Source organism: Micromonospora sp. NPDC050695 (assembly GCF_040654415.1).
Lineage (GTDB): Bacteria > Actinomycetota > Actinomycetes > Mycobacteriales > Micromonosporaceae > Micromonospora.
Map to the genome: position 1 here is coordinate 1 of NZ_JBFAHZ010000047.1, position 19,244 is coordinate 19,244.

The 19,244-nt window shown below is 70.4% G+C and carries 20 protein-coding genes and 1 pseudogene; 7 read left to right on the forward strand and 14 right to left on the reverse strand.

Annotated elements, in window-relative coordinates; all coding sequences use genetic code 11:
• Positions 1-730: 730 nt before the first annotated feature.
• The 5 genes from AB0H52_RS25490 to AB0H52_RS25510 all read right to left on the reverse strand — a co-directional run bounded on the left by AB0H52_RS25490 (position 731) and on the right by AB0H52_RS25510 (position 6,983).
• Entirely contained in the window at positions 731-2,389 is a 1,659-nt protein-coding gene (locus AB0H52_RS25490; protein ID WP_151490594.1) for a glycoside hydrolase family 13 protein, read from the reverse strand.
• Positions 2,390-2,437: 48 nt separating this feature from the next.
• Positions 2,438-3,484, reverse strand: coding sequence for a LacI family DNA-binding transcriptional regulator (locus AB0H52_RS25495; RefSeq protein ID WP_151490595.1), 1,047 nt, complete (start codon positions 3,482-3,484; stop codon positions 2,438-2,440).
• 65 nt (positions 3,485-3,549) lie between these two features.
• Positions 3,550-4,518 (reverse strand): carbohydrate ABC transporter permease, encoded by a 969-nt coding sequence (locus tag AB0H52_RS25500; protein WP_357950525.1) that lies wholly within the window; start codon positions 4,516-4,518, stop codon positions 3,550-3,552.
• A 1-nt stretch (position 4,519) separates the two neighbouring features.
• The gene (locus AB0H52_RS25505) at positions 4,520-5,566 is read right to left on the reverse strand and encodes a sugar ABC transporter permease (RefSeq protein WP_151490597.1); all 1,047 of its coding nucleotides are present in this window, start codon (positions 5,564-5,566) and stop codon (positions 4,520-4,522) included.
• 70 nt (positions 5,567-5,636) lie between these two features.
• On the reverse strand, positions 5,637-6,983 hold the full coding sequence (locus AB0H52_RS25510; RefSeq protein ID WP_151490598.1) for an ABC transporter substrate-binding protein: 1,347 nt from the start codon (positions 6,981-6,983) through the stop codon (positions 5,637-5,639).
• A gap of 250 nt (positions 6,984-7,233) precedes the next feature.
• Here AB0H52_RS25510 and AB0H52_RS25515 point away from each other — a divergent pair, with 250 nt between their 5' ends.
• On the forward strand, positions 7,234-8,007 hold the full coding sequence (locus AB0H52_RS25515) for a M23 family metallopeptidase (protein ID WP_151490599.1): 774 nt from the start codon (positions 7,234-7,236) through the stop codon (positions 8,005-8,007).
• Between the two features lie 37 nt (positions 8,008-8,044).
• Here the strand turns inward: AB0H52_RS25515 and AB0H52_RS25520 are convergent.
• The 5 genes and pseudogenes from AB0H52_RS25520 to AB0H52_RS25540 form a co-directional block, all read right to left on the reverse strand.
• Positions 8,045-8,350, reverse strand: a pseudogene (locus AB0H52_RS25520) (TspO/MBR family protein); the annotation flags it as partial.
• Positions 8,351-8,494: 144 nt separating this feature from the next.
• Positions 8,495-8,638 (reverse strand): GPGG-motif small membrane protein, encoded by a 144-nt coding sequence (locus AB0H52_RS25525; RefSeq protein ID WP_007464364.1) that lies wholly within the window; start codon positions 8,636-8,638, stop codon positions 8,495-8,497.
• The gene (locus tag AB0H52_RS25530) at positions 8,629-9,405 is read right to left on the reverse strand and encodes a metallophosphoesterase (RefSeq protein WP_357950530.1); all 777 of its coding nucleotides are present in this window, start codon (positions 9,403-9,405) and stop codon (positions 8,629-8,631) included. Before AB0H52_RS25530 ends, AB0H52_RS25525 begins: the two co-directional genes overlap by 10 nt.
• 10 nt (positions 9,406-9,415) lie before the next feature.
• A complete protein-coding gene (locus AB0H52_RS25535; protein WP_151490602.1) occupies positions 9,416-9,691 on the reverse strand; it encodes a hypothetical protein in 276 nt (91 codons plus the stop codon).
• Positions 9,688-10,449: a nucleotidyltransferase family protein gene (locus AB0H52_RS25540; RefSeq protein WP_357950533.1), complete on the reverse strand. Its 762-nt coding sequence runs from the start codon at positions 10,447-10,449 to the stop codon at positions 9,688-9,690. Before AB0H52_RS25540 ends, AB0H52_RS25535 begins: the two co-directional genes overlap by 4 nt.
• 5 nt (positions 10,450-10,454) lie before the next feature.
• On the opposite strand from AB0H52_RS25540, the gene AB0H52_RS25545 reads away from it, so the two are divergent.
• A complete protein-coding gene (locus AB0H52_RS25545) occupies positions 10,455-11,216 on the forward strand; it encodes a dTMP kinase (protein WP_151490620.1) in 762 nt (253 codons plus the stop codon).
• Here the strand turns inward: AB0H52_RS25545 and AB0H52_RS25550 are convergent.
• Entirely contained in the window at positions 11,201-11,893 is a 693-nt protein-coding gene (locus AB0H52_RS25550) for an SDR family NAD(P)-dependent oxidoreductase (RefSeq protein ID WP_278121136.1), read from the reverse strand. The genes AB0H52_RS25545 and AB0H52_RS25550 overlap by 16 nt on opposite strands.
• A 104-nt stretch (positions 11,894-11,997) precedes the next feature.
• Here AB0H52_RS25550 and AB0H52_RS25555 point away from each other — a divergent pair, with 104 nt between their 5' ends.
• The 4 genes from AB0H52_RS25555 to AB0H52_RS25570 all read left to right on the forward strand — a co-directional run bounded on the left by AB0H52_RS25555 (position 11,998) and on the right by AB0H52_RS25570 (position 16,338).
• The gene (locus AB0H52_RS25555) at positions 11,998-13,014 is read left to right on the forward strand and encodes an NAD-dependent epimerase/dehydratase family protein (protein WP_357950536.1); all 1,017 of its coding nucleotides are present in this window, start codon (positions 11,998-12,000) and stop codon (positions 13,012-13,014) included.
• Positions 13,015-13,090: 76 nt separating this feature from the next.
• Positions 13,091-14,005 (forward strand): MurR/RpiR family transcriptional regulator, encoded by a 915-nt coding sequence (locus AB0H52_RS25560; protein ID WP_151490606.1) that lies wholly within the window; start codon positions 13,091-13,093, stop codon positions 14,003-14,005.
• A complete protein-coding gene (gene murQ, locus AB0H52_RS25565; protein ID WP_225854571.1) occupies positions 14,002-15,024 on the forward strand; it encodes an N-acetylmuramic acid 6-phosphate etherase in 1,023 nt (340 codons plus the stop codon). The genes AB0H52_RS25560 and murQ overlap by 4 nt, the downstream gene beginning before the upstream one ends.
• A gap of 324 nt (positions 15,025-15,348) precedes the next feature.
• On the forward strand, positions 15,349-16,338 hold the full coding sequence (locus AB0H52_RS25570) for a sigma-70 family RNA polymerase sigma factor (protein ID WP_151490607.1): 990 nt from the start codon (positions 15,349-15,351) through the stop codon (positions 16,336-16,338).
• A 65-nt stretch (positions 16,339-16,403) separates the two neighbouring features.
• Here AB0H52_RS25570 and AB0H52_RS25575 read toward each other — a convergent pair whose 3' ends face one another.
• The gene (locus AB0H52_RS25575) at positions 16,404-17,381 is read right to left on the reverse strand and encodes an NlpC/P60 family protein (protein WP_357950540.1); all 978 of its coding nucleotides are present in this window, start codon (positions 17,379-17,381) and stop codon (positions 16,404-16,406) included.
• A gap of 496 nt (positions 17,382-17,877) precedes the next feature.
• Here AB0H52_RS25575 and AB0H52_RS25580 point away from each other — a divergent pair, with 496 nt between their 5' ends.
• The gene (locus AB0H52_RS25580; RefSeq protein ID WP_225854572.1) at positions 17,878-18,426 is read left to right on the forward strand and encodes a DUF6232 family protein; all 549 of its coding nucleotides are present in this window, start codon (positions 17,878-17,880) and stop codon (positions 18,424-18,426) included.
• Positions 18,427-18,455: 29 nt separating this feature from the next.
• On the opposite strand, the gene AB0H52_RS25585 is transcribed toward AB0H52_RS25580, so the two are convergent.
• Together AB0H52_RS25585 and AB0H52_RS25590 are read right to left on the reverse strand one after the other, a co-directional pair.
• The gene (locus tag AB0H52_RS25585; protein WP_151490609.1) at positions 18,456-18,788 is read right to left on the reverse strand and encodes a DUF3817 domain-containing protein; all 333 of its coding nucleotides are present in this window, start codon (positions 18,786-18,788) and stop codon (positions 18,456-18,458) included.
• 26 nt (positions 18,789-18,814) lie between these two features.
• Positions 18,815-19,237, reverse strand: a complete 423-nt coding sequence (locus AB0H52_RS25590) for a hypothetical protein (RefSeq protein WP_192580310.1) — start codon at positions 19,235-19,237, stop codon at positions 18,815-18,817.
• Between the last annotated feature and the right edge of the window lie 7 nt (positions 19,238-19,244).

Genomic DNA, 19,244 nt, shown 5'->3' on the forward strand with positions numbered 1-19,244 from the left:
AACGACCGACCCCGTAAGATCCACAATTGGAAGAAGCCCTCCGAGATTTTCGCCGAACTCGTAGAGACAAATGCTTCGACTGTCTGAACCTGCCGGATGCTGGCCTGCGACGACGCAGTGCGGATTGCGTAAGAATGCCTTTGAGTCTATGGGTGGTGACCTGTGAGTCCGCCCGTAGTTCCGGACCAAAACAACTCGCTAAGGACGGAGGCGTTGATCTACGTCTGACAGGCCCGCAGCCAGGGCCCCCGAGTGGTCCGCGAATGTCCTGCCGGGGCTGTTGTTGCCCTGGGGGCGGTGCTCGGATGAGAAGCGAGCACGCCACCTGTGGAACATGAAGTTGTCTACGCTTCAAGATTCACAAGAGGCGTCGTTCTCGCTGTGTCAGCATCGCTCATGTCCGTGGCGGGCCACGCCGTGGTCCACCCCGCTGACCCGGACGGTGTCGGTGAACGGGAACAACATCGCGTGCACCGCACCGCCCTCACTGACCAGCCGCGCCGCGCCGCCATCGCGGTGGACGGCAAGTGTCTACGTGGCGCGAAACGCTCCGGCGGCGCCGCGCAACTGCGGCACCGGGACTGTGAGCCTGATGTAGTGCGATCTTGATGGGTAGATGCAGCGCGCGAGGGCGTGAATCGTTTACGACATCAGCTCCATAGCGGGCCGATCCACGCCAACCGGCCCGCCCACGAGTACCGCTCGGTGGGACGGGCTGGTCGGCGCGGGATCAGCCACGCAGCCAGACGGTCACGTCGGCCGGGACCGCGCCGTTGTCGTCCAGGGGCGCACTGGCGGCGAGCACCTCGGCGCCGGCCGGGACCGGCACCGGGGCGTCACCGAAGTTGGTGAGCACGGTCAGCTCGCCGTTGCGGAAGGTCAGCACCTCGTCGCCGGAGGACAGCCATTCCAACGTCCCGCGGCCCAGCCCGTGGGCGCGGCGCAGCCGCAGCGCCGTGCGGTACAGCTCGTACGTCGAGCCGGGCACGCCGCGCTGCCGGTCCAGGGCGTACTCCGCCCAGAGCGAAGGCTGCGGCAGCCAGCTCGCGTCGGTCGGGCCGAAACCGTACGACGGGGCGTCGGCCTCCCACGGGATCGGCACCCGGCACCCGTCGCGGCCGCGTTGGGTGTGCCCACTGCGCACCCAGGTCGGGTCCTGCCGGGCCTCGTCCGGCAGCGTGGTGTGCTCGGGAAGCCCCAGCTCCTCGCCCTGGAAGAGGTACGCCGAACCGGGCAGGGCCAGCATCAGCAGGGTCGCTGCCCGGGCCCGGCGCAGGCCGAGCGCGGCGTCCGGCTGCGGGTCGCCGATGCCGATGCCGTTGGGTCGGCCGCCGCCGATCGGCAGGCCCAGCCGGGACGCGTGCCGCACCACGTCGTGGTTGGACAGCACCCAGGTGGTGGGCGCGCCGACCGAGTCGGTCGCCTCCAACGAGCGGGTGATCACCGCGTACTGGGCCGGCGCGGTCCACGCGGCGAGCAGGTACTCGAAGTTGAACGCCTGGTGCATCTCGTCCGGGCGGACGTAGCGGGCCAGCCGCTCGGCCGGTTCCACCCACGCCTCGGCGACGAGCACCCGCTCACCGGCGTAGCTGTCCAGGACCTGCCGCCACTGCCGGTAGATCTCGTGCACGCCCTCCTGGTCCCACATCGGCGGGCGGGGCTTGTCCACCTCGTTGCCGGAGAGGATCTCCTGCGGCTCCTGCCAGTCGGCCAGGTCGGCCTGCTTGACCAGGCCGTGCGCGACGTCGACCCGGAAGCCGTCCACACCACGGTCCAGCCAGAACCGCAGCACGTCCAGGAACTCGGCGTGCACCTCCGGGTTGTCCCAGTTGAGGTCCGGCTGACCGGTGTCGAACAGGTGCAGGTACCACTGGCCGGGTCGCCCGTCCGGGTCGACCGTGCGCGTCCAGGCTGGACCGCCGAAGACGCTCTGCCAGTCGTTCGGCGGCTGGTCGCCGTCCGGGCCCAGGCCGTCCCGGAAGATGTACCGGGCCCGTTGCGGGCTGCCGGGGGCGGCGGCCAGCGCCGCCTGGAACCAGCGGTGCGCCGAGGACGTGTGGTTGGGCACGAGGTCGACGATCACCCGCAGGTTGCGGGACCGGGCCTCGGCGATCAGCTTGTCCGCGTCGGTGAGGGTGCCGAACAGCGGATCGATGTCGCGGTAGTCGGCCACGTCGTAGCCCGCGTCGGCCTGCGGCGACGGATAGAAGGGGGAGAGCCACACCGCGTCCACACCCAGCTCGACCAGGTGGTCGAGGCGGGCGGTGATGCCGGGCAGGTCACCGATTCCGTCGCCGTCCGAGTCAGCGAACGAGCGGGGGTAGATCTGGTAGATGGCGGCCTCGGTCCACCAGCCGGTGGAGGTCTGCTGCGTCGGATCGGTGTTCAGGGTCTTCTCCCGTGTCTTGCTGTGGTTGAGGTTCCAGTGTGCCCCGGGTCAGGGTGCCCGGGGTGGTGCGGTGGAGTCCCGGACGACCAACCGAGTGGGCAGGATCACCGGTGTGTCGCGACCGGTGCCGCGCTGCCCGACGATCGGGCCGAGGGTACGGGCGCCGAGTGGGTCGAGGAGGATCCGCGCGGCCAGCCGACCCTGCTCGGCGGCGGGCTGGGCGACGGTGCTGAGCCCGAGCACTCCCGCCAGGTCGTGGTCGTCGATGCCGATGACGCTGACGTCCTGCGGCACCCGTAGGCCGGCGTCCCGCAGCGCGGCCATGGCGCCCATCGCCATCTCGTCGGACGCCGCGACGATGGCGGTCGGTGGCGTACCTCGGGCCAGCAGCTCGGCGGTGGCCCGGGTGCCGCCGTCGATGGTGAATGACGACTCGATATCCAGGCTCGGGTCGAGGCGTAGACCCGCCGTCCGTAGCTCCGCCTGGTAGCCCCGGCGCCGATCGGCGTGGGCGGTGAAGACGAAGTGCTGGTCGGGGTCGCCGGAGATGTGTGCGATCCGGCGGTGGCCGAGGTCGAGCAGGTGCCGGGTGGCGGTGCGCGCGGCGGCCATGTCGTCGATGCGCACACACGGCCAAGTGGGCACCGTGGTGCCCGAGCTGATGGTCACGCCGGGCAGATCCAGGTTGGCCAGCGCGGTCAGGTCGGCCGGCCGCAGCGGCGTGGCGACCAGCATCACGGCGTCGACCCGCTTGTGCAGGTTGGCCGTCCGCAGCACCCGCTGGCGCACCTGTTCGCGGCCGCCCAGGTTGTAGAGCAACAGGTCGTAGCCGGACTCGTGGAGGTACTCCTCGACCGCCTCGACGACGGTGCTGAAGAACCAGCGGGTGATCCGGGGGACCACCACCGCCACCGTGCCGGTCCGGCCGCCGGCGAGCCGCGACGCGCTCGGCGACACCTCGTAGTTGAGTTGCTCGGCGGCGGCGAGCACCCTGCGCCGGGTGGCGGCCGAGACCGTCGGCAGTCCGCGCATCGCCCGCGAGACGGTGGCCGTGGAGACCCCGGCCAGCCGGGCGACATCATCAATCCTGGTCACGGTTCCCCCGCTCGGTGCCCGGCGCCCGCCGCCGCCCGAGGGCCAGGCGGCGGCGGGCAAGCGGGTCAGCCCTTGACGCTGCCGGCGAGCAGACCTCGCACGAAGAAACGCTGCAGGGACAGGAAAACAACGAGGGGTACGACGATCGAGACGAACGCTCCGGCGGTCAACCGCTGCCACTCGTTGCCCCGGGTGCCGGCCATCTCAGCCAGCCGGACGGTGAGCGGGGCGGTCTCGTTGCCGCCACCGGCGAAGATCAGCGCCACCAGCAGGTCGTTCCAGACCCAGAGGAACTGGAAGATGCCGAACGCGGCCAGCGCCGGGGTGATCAGCGGCAGCACGATGGTTCGGAAGATCTTCGGGTGGGTGGCGCCGTCGACCCGGGCCGCCTCCATCAGGTCCCCCGGGAGCTGCGAGACGAAGTTGTGCAGCAGGAAGACCGCGAACGGAAGCGCGAAGCAGGTGTGCGCGAACCACACCTGTGCGAACTTCTGCTCGTCGACCAGATCCCAGGCGGGCATCAGGGTGATGCCGCCGAGGGTGACGCCGGTGGAGAAGAACTTCAGCAGCGGCACCAGCGCCATCTGCAGCGGGACGATCTGCAACGCGAAGATCGCGATGTAGAGCCAGTCCCGACCCCGGAAGTTGATCCACGCCAGCGCGTACGCGGCCAGGGCCGCGAAGGCGAGCGGGAAGAGCACCGAGGGGATGGTGATCGCCAGCGAGTTGATGAAGTAGCTGGCGAGCTGCCCGGAGGACGACGACCGTCCGAACAGCACCTGCTGGTAGTTCTCCAGCGTGAACTGCGGGTTGGTGAACGCGGTCCACCAACCGGTCGTCTTGATGTCGTCCTCGGGCCGGATGGAGGAGATGAACAGACCGAAGGTCGGGATGGTCCAGACCACCGCGATGACGATCGAGACGAGCGTCGCGGTACGGCTGTTCAAGCGTTTGCGGACCCGACCGGCGGTGGTGGGCGGGGTGCCGGCGGTCTTCTGGGCGCCGGCGGCGACGGTCGGCGTTGCGGTCGTCATCTCAGCCCTCCCGCTGTTGACGGAGGTTGCGGATCTGGTAGATCACGACCGGGATGACCAGGATGAAGAGGAAGACCGCGAGCGCGGAGCCCTGCCCGTTCTGGCCGTACCGGAACGCCTGGTTGTACATCTCGCTGGCGATCACGCTGGTGTCGTAGTTGCCGTTGGTCGAGGTCCGGACGATGTCGAAGACCTTGAGCGTGGCGATCGTGAGTGTCACCACCACGACGATCAGCGCCGGCCGGATGCTCGGCATGGTGATCTGCCAGAACATCTGCCACGGGCTGACGCCGTCGAGCCGGGCGGCTTCGACGATGTCGCCGGGGATCGCCTTGATCGCGGCGGAGAGCACCACCATGGCGAAACCGGCCTGGATCCACACCATGATGACGATCAGCAGCAGCGTGTTCAGGGGTGATTCCAACAGCCACTGCTTCGGCTCGCCGCCGAGGCTCACGACCATCTGGTTGAGCAGACCGATCTGGTCGCCTTCACCGCGGTAGGCGTAGACGAACTTCCAGATGATGCTGGCGCCGACGAAGGAGATGGCCATCGGCAGGAAGATCAGTGACTTGGCCACCGCCTCGAACCGGGCCTTGTCCACGAGGATGGCGTAGGTGAGACCGAACCCGGTTGCCACCAGCGGGACCAGGAGCACCCAGACCAGCGTGTTGATCAGGACCCGGACGATCGAGCTGTCGGAGAACATCCAGCCGTAGTTGCGCAGCCCCACCCAGTTGCTGCTGCTCCCGTCCATCAGGGAGAGCAGCGTGGTGCGGATGGCCGGCACGACGAGGCCGATGACGAGCAGAAGCAGTGTCGGCAGCAGGAAGAAGAGCGCGAAGAGCCCTTCCCGCTGTTTGGGCCGGCGGGCCAGCGGCGTGCCGCTGACGGAGGCGGCGACGAGCTGGGCCTCCCGCCGCCGGGCGAACCAGGCCGGTACGACGTCGAGTAGCAGGAGCAGGCCACCCACCACCACAACGAAGGCAACCAGCCCGTACATCAGCATGAGGAGCTTTGGCTGCTCATCGGCGAAGTCGAACCCCATCAACCCTCCCTATCGGGTCCACCTCGGCCGGTGGCCCGGCCCGCGAACGCGGGCCGGGCCACCGCCGGGATCACTTAGGCCAGCTGCTTTCGATGCCCTGGAGCACCGGGGCGGTCTGCTTGCCGTTCAGCCATTCGACCATGCCCTTCCAGAACGTTCCCGCGCCGACGGCTGCCGGCATCAGGTCGGATCCGTCGAAGCGGAAGGTGCCGCTCTTGTCCTGGAGGATCTGGACGGAGAGCTTGTCGACCGGGCTGGCGACGTTGGCGATGTCCAGCTTGTTGTTCGCCGTGACCCAGTTGCCGAGCTTCGCGCGGCTGTTCACGTACTCGGCCGAGGCGAGGTAGGTCTGTACCGCCTGCACCTCGGGACGGTCGGCGTAGGCGACGACGAACTCGCCAGCGCCGAGGACCGGCTTGCCCTTGGCGGGATCGATGGCGGGGAAATAGAACGCGAACGCGTCGCCGTCCGGGGCCACCTTGGTGCCTTCGGGGAACTGGTTGGCGTAGAAGGACGCCTGCCGGTGCATCGCGCACTTGCCGGTGGTGACCGGTACGCCCGCCTCCTGGAAGGAGGTGGTGGTGATGCTCTTGACGCCGCCGAAGCCGCCGTTGACGTACTTCTCGTTCTTGAGGATGGCGCCGGCGCGGTCGACCGCGTCGACGATCTTCGGGTCGTTGAACGGGATGGCGTGGGTGGTCCACTGGTCGTAGACCTCGGGGCCCTGGGTACGCAGGATCACGTCCTCGATCCAGTCGGTGGCCGGCCAGCCGGTGGCGTCACCGGACTCGACGCCCACGCACCACGGCTTCATGCCGCTGGCAGCGATCTTGTCGCTCAGGGCGATGAGCTGGTCCCAGGTGGTCGGAACCTCCCAGCCCTTCTCCTTGAAGGTCTTCGGGGAGTACCAGACGAAGGACTTCACGTTGGCGCCGAGCGGCACGCCGTAGAGCGTTCCGTTGACGGTGCCGTACTTCAGCCAGTCGGCCGGCATGTTCTGCTCGGCCAGGGCCTTGGTGTCGGCGCTGAGGGCCTTCAGCTTGCCGGCGTCCGCGAAGCGCTTCACGAGGCCCGGCTGGGGCACGAAGGCGATGTCGGGGGCGTTGCCGCCGTCGACCCGGACGGGGAGCTGCGCCTCGAACTCGCCGCTGCCCTCGTAGGCGATCTCGATTCCGGTGCAGTCCGTGAACTGCGACCACGACCGCTCCAGCAGGTCGGCCTCCGCGTCCCGGATGGACGCGTAGATGGAGACCTTCTTGCCGTCGTTGCCCTGGTACTTCTCGTATGCGGCACACTCCGCGGAGCCCGCCTTGTCACTCTTCTTGTCGTCGCCGGTACCGCAAGCGGTGGCGCTGAGCGCCAGCCCGAGTGCACCGGCGATCACGAAGGCCTGGCGTGGTCTGGTAAAGACCGCCATGCCGTCCTCCTTCCTAGCCGGCGCGGTCGTGCTGGTGACCCGTCGCCGGTCCGATTGGGCGTGCACACATGTAAGCGCTTGCATCCGGTCCGGTCCACCCCCTGTCAGACACGAGCGAGTAACAATCCGGAAACCTCCGGGCTGCCTGGTGGGCGCGTTCCCGGGCCGGATCGCCGACTCTTTCGAAGAATGACGATATCTGTCAGGCTGAGGCAGCCACATCGAAGGTTTTCGACATAGGAGGAGCTGTATGCGCAAGCGGTGGATCAGCCTGCTGGTGACCGGTCTACTCGTCGGGGGAGCGCTCGTGCCCGCGAGCCCCGCGCTCGCCGCACCGACCTTCAAGGTGCCGTTCCCGTGCGGCCAGTCCTGGTCCGGGCAGACCCGGTCGGACCACAGCCCGGCATACGCCGTCGACTTCAACCGCACCGACGACCTCGGCGACCCGGTGGTCGCCAGCGCACCCGGCACGGTCGACCGGGTGACCGACCTCGGTGACACGAGCTATGGCAAATATGTCCGAATCAACCATGGTGGCGGTTACAGCACCTACTACGCACACCTCAACGGCTTCAACGTCTCGGTGGGGCAGACGGTCGGCTACGGCAAGGTGCTCGGCTGGGTGGGCAGCACCGGCGGATCGACCGGCCCCCACCTGCACTACGAGCAGCGCCTCAACGGCAGCGACATCCAGGTCCGCTTCAACGGCACCCTCGGCCTGTACTGGGGCACCAAGACCTACACCAGCGACAACGGGTGCTCCTCGGGCAGCGGCAACGGCACGGTCGACACCAGCGGCACGGCGTTGACCGTCCGCTCCGGCCCCGGCACCGGGTACGCCTCGGTGGGCACCGTCGCCGACGGCACCCGGGTGACCATCGCCTGCCAGACCAGCGGCACGACGGTCACCGGCACGTACGGCACCAGCTCGATCTGGGACCGGATCGGCACCGGGCGCTACATCGCCGACGCGTACGTCTACACCGGGTACGACGGCTACCTCCCGAACGTGCCCCGCTGCTGACCGGCTGACGACCACGGTCCCCGGCGGGCGGCGACGCCGGGGTCCAGATCGCGTTGAGCACCAGTTGGGCGGTCCACGCCCAGAGGGCGCCGGCGAAGCCGACCCGTCGCCACACCAGCCAGCCGGCCACCGCGATCAGCGCGTAGAGCAGCGTCCAGACCGGGCCGAACAGCCACGAGGGCGGTGCCCAGTCGGGCTGCCGCAGGCTCGCGTACTCGTCGCTGGTGCCCTGGACCCCCAGGCCACCGATCGCGGCCGCGACGAAGACCGCCGCCGCGAAGCCGGCGAGGGCCCACCACGAGCGCCGGCCGGAGGCGGTCGCCCCGTCCTGAGATCTCTCCATGGTCGAGATATTTCCCGGCGGCTACTGCTCAAACCCGCGCACAAAAAAGCGCCGGGGCCGCTGCGGCCGGTGCTTCTGTCGGGAGGACGAAGCTCCGGTCGCGGCGACCCCGACGGGTCCCGGTGTCGTGCGGATGTTCGAACGTCAATTGAAGATGCTGACACCACCCGGGCCGACCAACAGCCCGACAACGATGAGGACGATGCCCCACAGGATCTGCCGGCGGAACAGCGCGAGGATGCCGGCGACCACGAGTACGACTGCGAGAATCCAGAGAATCAGCTCCATGACCTCTGACTACCCGACTGGCCGATCGGGGAAACCTGGTCGGTATCAAGTTGATCGCCGACGTGGAAGACGCTGTACGCCTGCTTGATCACGGGGTGGGCGACGTTGCGGACGCGGACACCTCCAGGGGTGGTGCCACGCTCGGTCCCGGCGTGCGCGTGCCCGTGCAGGGCGAGCGCCGTGTGCGCCGAGTCGATCGCCTGCCCCAGCTGGTACGACCCGAGGAACGGATAGATCTCCAGCGGCTCCCCGGCCAGCGTGTCCGGCACGGGGGAGTAGTGGGTGAGCGCGACGAGCATGTCGCAGTCCAGCGAACGGAGCGCCGTGCCGAGGCGGTCGGCGCTGTCGTTGGTGGTCCGGACGAACGCCTTCATCTCCGGCTCGCCGAAGTCACTGGCGCAGCGCCCGGCGAACCCGCCGCCGAAGCCCTTGACCCCGGCGATGCCCAGCCGCCCGCCCGCGCAGTCCAGCACCACGCCGTTGCCCTCCAGCACCGTGATGCCCGCGTCCTCGAGCACCTTGACCACCTGTGGCACCTGGTCACACTGGTGGTCGTGGTTGCCGAGCACGGTCACCACCGGCACGGCCAACCCACCGAACTCCTGTGCCACGCAGCGCGCCTCGGCCTCGGTGCCGTGCCGGGTCAGGTCCCCGGCCAGCAGCAGCACGTCGGCGCACTCCGGCAGCTCCTCCAACGCGGGACGGAACCGGCCGACGACGTCCTCGTCCAGATGCACGTCGCCCACGGCGGCGATCCGGATCACCATGGAACCTCCTTCAGGGCAGTTGCTCGATCTCCGTGGGCGCCTGGGCGCGGATCACACCGATGTCGCTGGTGATCGGCACGTCCGGGAAGCGCTCGGACACGCGGCGCAGGATCTCCTCCCGCCGGTGCGGGCTCTCCACCTCGCCGTAGAGCACGATGGCGCGTTCCCGGCGGACCACGGTGATCCCCTGCTCGGCGACGGCGGGGTCCTCGGCGAGCAGTCGCTGGATCTCGGCTTCGACGTACTCGTCCGGTGGCCCGGCGCCGATGTCGCGATGGTGGGTCACGATGTCCCCTCTCCTGCCGGGGTGCCGGCCGTCGGCACCACCTCCAGCCGGTCCAGCAGCACCAGGAACGCCTCGGCGTACGGCGAGTGCTGCGTCTCCTTGCGTACCCGTTCCCAGTCGATCTGCTCCCGTAGCGACCGGGCCAGTGGCAGGCCGCGGGCGAAGTCGCAGTAGTGCTGCGAGAAGCTCAGCAGCTTGTGCACCATCAACTGGGTGGCGGACAGGACCGGCATGTGAATCGCGTCCACCGGCCGGACGACCGTGTCGGCGAACGTCTCCTCGGTCACCGGCGTCTCGATCGGCCGGTGGATCAGATCCACCATCCGTCCGTCGTCGAAGACCTTCACCAGCCAGTCCTCCGGGGGGCGCTCGGCGATGAAGCCGGCGGCCACCAGGGCCTCGAGGGACCGCTCCACGTCGGCCTCCCGGATGAGGAAGTCGACGTCGTGGTCGCTGGAGTGGCCGCCGTGGGCGTACACGGCGAAGCTGCCGCCCAGGGCGAACGGGATCTCGGACTGCTTGAGCACGGCGGCGACCTTCTTGAGGGTGTGCACCAGACTCTCGTCCCCGCGCTCAGCCATCTGGATCTCCCGTCGGTCGTGTTGGTGGACAGGCGGTTGGTTTGAAACTCCGGTACCCGGCATTCCGGTCGGCCACACCTGCCCGCGTCGCGGTAGGGTGCCAACCGGGATGAAGCGGAAGAAACCTCGCGGAGCACGTGCGTCGGTCGGATAACCTGTCGAGGGTGGCCAGATCATCGGGGATGCGACGCGGCAGGGCCCGGTTGCGCACCGTCGCCCTGATCGGCATCGACGGTTCGGGCAAGACCACGCAGGCACACCGGCTGGCCGACGCGCTGAACGCGGCCGGTCGTCCCGCCACGTACCGCCGCAACGCCAGCGGACGTCGGTGGCTCGGTCGGGTCGCCAACCGGCTCGGCCGTCCGGACGCCCAGCGGCTCGTCGGGCGCGACGGCGTGCTGGCGGTGGAGTCCGTGCTGCGCTGGCTCGCCATCGCCGTCGCCCTGCTCACCTGCCTGCTCACCGGCCGTACGGCGGTGATGGACCGCTACTCGGCCTGCCAGTACGCCAGCATCCGGGCGCACGGCGGGCACCGTTGGGAGCGGCTCGCCCGGGCCGGCTACCGGCTGTTCCCGACGCCGCAGGTGACGTTCCTGCTGGCCGTCGACCCGGCGGAGGCGTACCGGCGCATCGAGGAGCGCGGCACCGACCACGAGACGATCAGCTGGCTGACCGCGGCGGACACCGCCTACCGGACCCTGCCCGAGTACCCGAGCTTCGTGCTGGTGGACGCGGGCCGCCCAGCCGAGGAGGTGACCGAGCAGATTCAGGCCCACCTGGCGACCTGGCTGCCGTCGGGTGCCCGCCCCGACCTCACCCGGCCACCGTCCGACGTGCCGCCGCCCGTGCCGGCCCCGTCCGAACCGCCGCCCCCCAGGTCGGCGCCGTCGGATCTGCCGACGCGCGGCGGCCCCGGCCCGTTGGTGGCTCAGGCCCGCCCGTAGACCGGAACGGTGGCGCCGCTGGTCGGAGCGGACTCCGGCGACGCGAGGAAGCGGATCACCGGCGCGATCTCGGCCGGGGTGACCCAGCGGGAGTGGTCGGCGGTGGGCTGGGCGGCCCGGTTCGCCGGCGTGTCGATGACGCTGGGCAGCACGGTGTTGCAGCGCACGCCGCGGGACCGGTACTCGACCGCGACGGCGTTGGCGAAGGCCAGCACCGCCGCCTTGGCGGTGACGTAGCCGGCCGCTCCGGCGAACGGGGTGACCGCCGCGCGGGCCGAGACGCAGACCACCGCGCCGCCGCCGGCCGCCACCAGGTGTGGCAGCGCGGCCTGGGTGATCAGGTAGGTGGGCCGCAGGTTGACGGTGAGCATCCGCTCGAACTCCTCGACCGGTGTCTCGTGGACCAGACCGCCGCTGGCGTACCCCCCGACCAGGTTGACCACCGCCCGCAGCGGCGCCGCCGGCTCACCGGTGGCGGCCTCGACGGCCCGCGCCGCGCCGGCCGGATCGGCCAGGTCCGCGATGACCCGGACCAGCCCGTCCGCCGCCGGCTCCGACCCGGGCCGGGCTTCCCGCTGCGGTACGACCACCCGCCAGCCCGCCTCCACGAACGAGGCGACGACCGCCCCGCCGAGCCCGCCGGTGCCTCCGGTCACGACCACGCTGCGCTCCGCCATGCGGCACACGCTAGCGCCCGCTCCGGCGGCTCGTCGGCCGACCGGTGCTCTGCCCAGAGCAGAGTGGTTGGCCGAATCGCCCGCCGGCGGCGCAGGATCGGCGGATGCGGATCCTGATTCTCGGTGGCACCCGGTTCCTCGGCCGGGCGGTGGCTCACCTCGCCGTCGCGCAGGGCCACGAGGTGACCTGCGCGGCCCGGGGCGTGTCCGGCGTCGCGCCGGCCGGGGCACGGTTCGTGCCGGTCGACCGCGACGACCCCGAGGCGCTGGTGTCGCTCGCCAGCGACGGCGTCGACGCGGTGGTGGACGTGACCCGCCAGGTCAGTCACGCCCGGCACGCGCTCACCGCGCTGGCCGACCACGTCGGTCACTGGTCGTTCGTGTCGACCATCTCGGTGTACGCCGACAACACCACGCCGGGTCAGACCGTGGCGGACGCGCCGGTGCTGCCACCCGCCCCGTCGGATGTGGACGCTCCGGTCGGCCCGGACCACCGCTGGTACGGGGAGTGCAAGGTCAGCATCGAGCGGCTGGTCCGGGAGCGGATGGGCGAGGACCGCTCGTTCATCTGCCGGGCGGGGCTGCTCGTCGGTGCCGAGGACCCGAGCGACCGCTTCCCGTACTGGGTGCGTCGGCTGGCGACCGGTGGGGAGGTGCTCGCGCCCGGACGGCCCACCGACCGGGTGCAGTTCGTGGACGTCGCCGACCTCGCCGGCTGGTTGCTGCACGCCGCCGGCACCCGCCTGGCTGGTACGTACGACGGCATCGGCGCGGCGATGTCCCGGGCCGATCTGCTGAGCGGCGTGGCCGCCGGGCTGGGTGTCGCCGAACCGCACCTCACCTGGGTCGAGCAGGACTTCCTGGTGGCCCGCGACGTCCGTGAGTGGTCGGGGGAGCGGGCGCTGCCGCTCTGGGTGCGACTGCCGGAGTGGGCTGGCCTGATGGACCGCGATGTCCGTCCGGCGCTGGACGCGGGGCTGACGGTCCGTCCGTTGTCCGACACCGTTCGGGCGACCGCGTCCTGGATGGCATCGTCGCCGGACGCCGTACGGCAGGGTGGACTCGACCCGGTGGATGAGGCGGCGGTCCTCCGGGAGTGGGAGGCTGTGCGCAACGCGTGAATCCGGTCGGCGACACTTTCCCCCACCACAGACAGTCATGGTTGACGCTCACGCCTCGTGAAAGTAAGTTTCATCCGTGGCGAAGAGTCCGAAGATTTCTGCGAGTCACGAGCCCGGTGGGCTGATCGTCCACATCAGCGGGCTGTTGCCGTCGCTGTCGCCCGCCGAGCAGCGGGTCGCCCGGCTGGTCGTGTCCGACCCGGCCGCCGCGGCCCGGCGGACCATCACCGACCTCGCCACCGCAGCCGAGACATCGGAGGCGACCGTCATCCGGTTCTGCCGCTCGGTCGGCATGGACGGCTACCCGCAACTGCGCATCCGGCTCGCCGCCGAGGCCGCCCGCCGCATCGAACCGCCGGACGCCCGGGTGGTCGGCGGCGACATTCCACCCGGCGCCGACCTCGCCCAGATCATCGCCACCATCGCGTTCAACGATGCCCGCGCGGTCGAGGAGACGGCCGAGCAACTCGACCCGGCCGTCTGTGAGCAGGTGGTCGAGGCGATCAGCGGTGCCGGCCGGATCGACATCTACGGCGCCGGTGCCAGCGGGTTCGTCGCCTCCGACTTCCAGCAGAAGCTGCACCGCATCGGCCGGATCGCCTTCTACTTCCCGGACGTGCACACCGCGCTGACCTCCGCCGCGCTCCTCGGCCGGGGCGACGTCGCGGTGGGCATCTCGCACACCGGCACCACATCCGACGTCATCGAGGTGCTGGAACAGGCCCGGACGCGCGGCGCCGTCACCGTGGCGCTGACCAACTTCCCCCGCTCGCCGATCACCGAGGTCGCCGACTTCGTGCTGACCACCGCGGCCCGGGAGACCACCTACCGCTCCGGCGCGACCGCCAGCCGGCTCGCCCAGCTCACCGTGGTCGACTGCCTCTTCGTCGGCGTGGCCGCCCGCAACCGGTCCCGGGCCCGCAAGGCCCTCGAGGCGACCGCCGAGGCGGTCCAGTCGCACCGGGTGGGTGCCAACCGGAGGCGGGCATGACGGCCGGTGCGGTGGAGCCGGACGAGGACAAGCCCGCACCGCCCGCCCGCCCGACGGTTCGGGTGGGCGCCCCCACCGAACGGCGTAACCCGCTCAGCGTCGACCTCGACCTGATGTCGACCCGGGACGTCCTCACCGTGATCAACGAGGCCGACCGGCGGGTGCCCGCGGCGGTCGCCGCGGTGCTCGACGAGATCGCCACCACGGTCGATCTGGCGGTCGACGCGCTGCGCGGCGGCCACCGGGTGCACTACTTCGGCGCCGGCACCTCCGGCCGGCTGGGCGTCCTCGACGCGGCCGAACTCGCACCCACCTTCAACTCCCCCCGGCACTGGTTCTGCGCCCACCTGGCGGGCGGTCCGGACGCCATGTGGCGGGCCGTGGAGGACGCCGAGGACGACGACCGGGGCGGCGCGGTGGAGGCCGCCGGGTGTGTCCGCGCCGGTGACCTGGTGGTCGGTCTGGCGGCCAGCGGGCGCACCCCGTACGTCCTCGGGGCGCTCGCCACGTCCCGCGCCAGGGGTGCCTCGACGGTGCTCCTCTGCGCGAATCCGGAGGCGGAGGCGGCCCGGTCGGTCGACGTGTTCATCGGGGTGGACACCGGACCCGAGGTGGTCACCGGATCGACCCGGATGAAGGCGGGCACCGCGCAGAAGTTGGTGCTCAACACGTTCTCGACCGCCGTCATGGTGCGCCTGGGACGGGTCTACTCGAACCTCATGATCGATATGGTGGCCACCAACGCGAAGCTTCGCGGACGAATGATCTCGATCCTGGTCGAGGCCACCGGTTGCTCCGAGGAGGTCTCCCGGCGGGCCCTCACCGAGGCCGACGGCGACCTGAAGACCGCGCTGGTCTCCCTGGTCTCCGGCGCCGAGGTCGACGCCGCCCGGGCCGCCCTGGCCCGCTCAGCCGACCAGGTGCGCGGCGCGCTCGCCCTGCTCGCTTCCGCACCACGGGAAGCGAACGGGGCTCCGGATTGTTCATCTGGCCGGGGGGTAATAACACCCCGTGGATGAACCGACCGGTCCACCGGTGCGTGTCTGACAGTGACCAGGATCGCACCACGGTGGTGACCCGGGTCGCTGTGCCCCCGCGGCGGGCGGTGTTGCCATGGTGCGGGCGGTCTGCGATTCGTCGACCGCCAACCCGTACGTGGTGCCCAGCGGCGAGCCACCCGGCGGGATGCTGACAGCAAACATGGACCGTGCTCTCAGCTACTACTCAGGCATTCGTGACACTTTCGACTCACGACATGGAATCCCCGACACGTCTCATCTGTTGTGTAGGTGTCAGCCCCGATGGGCACAACGGAAGTTACCAGGGGCTGACAGACGTGGGGAATGGCAAGGAACCGGGCAACCGGCGCGAGCGAGGGGACCGTGGGCAACGTGGACAAGAACATCGGCATGCGAACCGACGAGGTTGCCGAGGAGCGCGACCTGGTCGGCGTCTACCTGCACGAGATCTCCCGGACGCCACTGCTGGACGCCGCCAAGGAGGTCGATCTCTCCAAGGCGATCGAGGCCGGCCTCTACGCCGAGCACCTGCTCGGTGAGGATGCCGTTCCCGCCGGTGTCGACCGGGACGACCTGGATCGGCTGGTCGTCGAGGGCGAGCGGGCGAAGGACCTCTTCATCCGTGCCAACCTGCGACTGGTCGTGTCGATCGCCCGCCGGTACGTGCGCTCGGGTATGCCCATGCTGGACCTGATCCAGGAGGGCAACACCGGCCTCGTCCGCGCGGTCGAGAAGTTCGACTACGAACGTGGCTACAAGTTCTCCACCTACGCCACCTGGTGGATCCGCCAGGCCATCAGCCGGGCGATCGCCCAGCAGGAGCGCACCGTCCGTCTGCCGGTGCACCTGGTGGAGGACGTCAACCGGATGCGCAACGTGACCCGGCAGCTCACCCGTGAGCTGGGCAGCGACCCGGAGCCGGAGCAGATCGCCGCGTCGCTCGGCGTCACCGTCGAGCGCGTCAACGAGCTTCGCCGCTGGTCGCAGGACACTGTCTCGCTGGACACCCCGGTCGGCGACGACGGCGACACGAACCTCGGCGACCTGGTCGCCGACAGCGACGCGCCGTCGCCGGAGGACATCGTCCTCAGCGGCCTGGAGCGGCAGCGCATCGAGGGGCTGCTCAACCACCTCGACGACCGGTCGGCCGGCATCATGCGGGCCCGCTACGGGCTGGAGGACGGCCGGGAGCACTCGCTGACCGAGGTCGCGTCCCGGTTCTCGCTGTCCCGCGAGCGGATCCGGCAGTTGGAGATCCAGGCCCTCGGCCGGCTCCGTGAGCTGGCCCGGGCGGAGGGGCTGCAGGCGGCCTGACCTGGTAGTAATGACGGCGAACGGCCGGCGTCCGATAGGGGGACGCCGGCCGTTCGCCGTTCGCGCTACCGAACCCGGCCGTAGCCCTGGATCGGCATCATGTCCATGGCGCGCTTGCGCACGTTGCGACCGGGGCTCGGTGCGTCGATCGCCTGACCGTCGCCCACGTAGAGGGCGACGTGGCCGAGCCCGCTGTAGAAGATCAGGTCTCCCGGCCGCAGGTCGTCGCGGCTGATGTGGGTGACCACGCCCCACTGCATCCGGGCGTTGTGCGGCAGTGACTTCCCGGCCGCCCGCCACGCGGCCAAGGTCAGCCCGGAACAGTCGTAGCCGTCTGGCCCGTCGCTCGCCCAGATGTACGGCTTGCCCAACGCGCCGAACGCGTAGCGCACCGCGACCCCGGCGCCACCGGCCACCGCGGGCACGTTCTTGGCCTCGGTCGCCGCGGCCCTGGGTTCGGGTCGCTCGGTGGCCGCGCCGTACGCCTGGCGGCGCAGCTCGTACAGCTTCGCCAGGTCCTGCTCGATCTGCTTCTTGCCCGTCGACAGTTGGCGGGCCTGTGCGGCCTGCCGGGTCAGCGTGGCGTCCAGGCGGGCCTTCTCGTCGAGCAGCTGCCGCTGGTTGGCGGTGAAGCCGGAGATGCGCTCCTGCCGTTGGCGGGTCAGCTGGTCGAGGGCGCCGAGTCGATCCAGCAGCGCGGCCGAGCCACCGGGACGCAGCAGCGCGTCCGCGGTCCGCAGGCTGCCATTTTTGTACGCCGTGCTCGCCAACTCGGCGACGTCGGCCCGGCTCTGCTCGGCCTGCTGTTCCAGTGGGCCGATCCGGGCCTGTAATCGGGCCACCGCGGCCTCGTTGGTCTTGATCTCCTCGCGGAGCTTGTTGTACGCCTCGACGACCCGCTCCAACTCACCCGAGGACGCCTCGATCTGGCGGGTCAGGTCGGCGGGGGACGGTTCGGCGCGAGCCACCGCCGAGGGGGCGATCAGCGCGGCCGACATGCCGGCCAGCGCCACGGTACGCAGCAGGTTTCTCAGGGATGACAAGAGCGCGATGCCCCTCTCCCACGGGCCACCGTCGGCTGCTGACGCCTTCGGCGGCACCAGCCGGGGCCATCCGGGTGGATGGCGCTGGGCCGGACCGGCTCGCCCAACCTAACCCGGGACGGGTGCCACGCGCAGTTAAGCAGGGGCGAATGTTGGCAAAGTGGCGCGTCGGGCGGGTGCGCTCGGTGACTCCCTCGTGGCTGCTGACACTCGCCGGGCGAGGTTCGCGTCCTCTTAGTGACCGACTGACGGATATGCGACTTTCGTCGTTCCCGACGTATGCCGCCGGATAGCTGCGCTCCATAACCGATAAAAGCTGAAATGGATGCTGTTTCCTGGCGATGTCCCCCGGGCGGGTGACCTGTCGGGAGCCGGTAAATGCCCTGGTGAGCTGGCGGTGCCCCAACACAATGAAGGCCGGAGCCGGGATTCCCGCCGGCAGGCAGCGATGCCGGAACGGCGGGACAACCCGACGAACCGCCCCACGGGAGGAACCGTGAATCGTGAAGGCGCAAAGACGCGACCCCCGCGAACGGTGCCCGGTGCCCGGTCGACCCTGCTCTACGCCCGACCCGGCATCGTCGTGACCGTCGACCGGTTCACCGTCGGCGGCACCAGCTACCGGGTCGCCGACCTGACCCATCTCCGCACCACCAGAGGGCCGCACGACCGGATCGCCGTCCGGGCCGTCGTCATCACCGCCAGCATGCTCGGCGGCGTCGGGCTGCTGCTCGGATTCACCGGCGGCCTGCAACGGCTGACCGCCGGGGCGTACCTCATCCTCGGGGCGGTGTTCCTGCTACCGGCGGCGCTCGCCCTGGTCGGCGATCGGTGGCGCCCGCCGCCGTACGAGTTGTGGGGGTGGCGCCGGGGAGCCGAGACGCTGCTGTTCAGTTCTGACGATGAGCGGCAGTTCGGGCAGGTCACCCGCGCGCTGCTGCGCGCGCGGGAGGTCAACCGGTACGGCGGCTGGGTCGATCCCGCTCGCCTCCGCCAATCCGTGGCGGCCGAACCGCTGACCCGGTCGAGGATCCGTACCCGTTGACGACTCGCCCCAGGGTGGGCCGCTCACCGTCAGCGCGGGAGAGCCGGCTCCGGGGTCCGCTCCTGCTGCGGGGCGGCCACCCAGGCGCTGACCCGACGCTCGGCGTAGAACGAGACGAACGGCACGGTGCCGGCCAGCATCACCAGCAGCATCCGCTTCAGCGGCCAGTCGGCCCGACGGCTCAGGTCGAAGGCGGCCACCAGGTAGATCATGTAGAGGAAGCCGTGCGCCGGCCCGACCGTCTCCACCACGACCGGGTTGTCGAACCCGTACTTCAGTGGCATACCGACCACGACCAGCAGGATCAGCACGACGCCCACGATCCAGGCGATCACGCGGTATCGGGTAAGGGCAGCGCCCACCTTCGTCCGTCCTTCCGAGCCCGGCCTCAGCCGGGGTAGTCACCGGGCCGGGCGCCCGGATTGGCGTTCAACCATGACAGGTAGTGGTTGTAGGCGGCCAGGTCCGAGTCGTCGACGGCCTCGCCGCCGGCCGGCACCCGGGACACCCGCACCGGCCGTCGTACCGCCGGTCGGGACCCGGCGGTGACGACCGGCTCAGGCTCGGTGGCCGGTGCGGCCGGCGGGGCGTCGGGCTCCGCCGCGCGCCGACGGGCCAACTTCACCTCGCGCCACCACACGTAGACCACGAAGCCGGCGAAGATCGGCCACTCGACCGCGTACCCCCAGCTCAGACTGTTGCCGGCGGTGGCCCGGCTGATCTGCCACCAACCCAGCCCGAGGAAGCCCACGACCAGCACGACCATGGCCACGTGACGTGCGATCCACGCCGGGGTCCAGAGCCACCTCATGACGTCG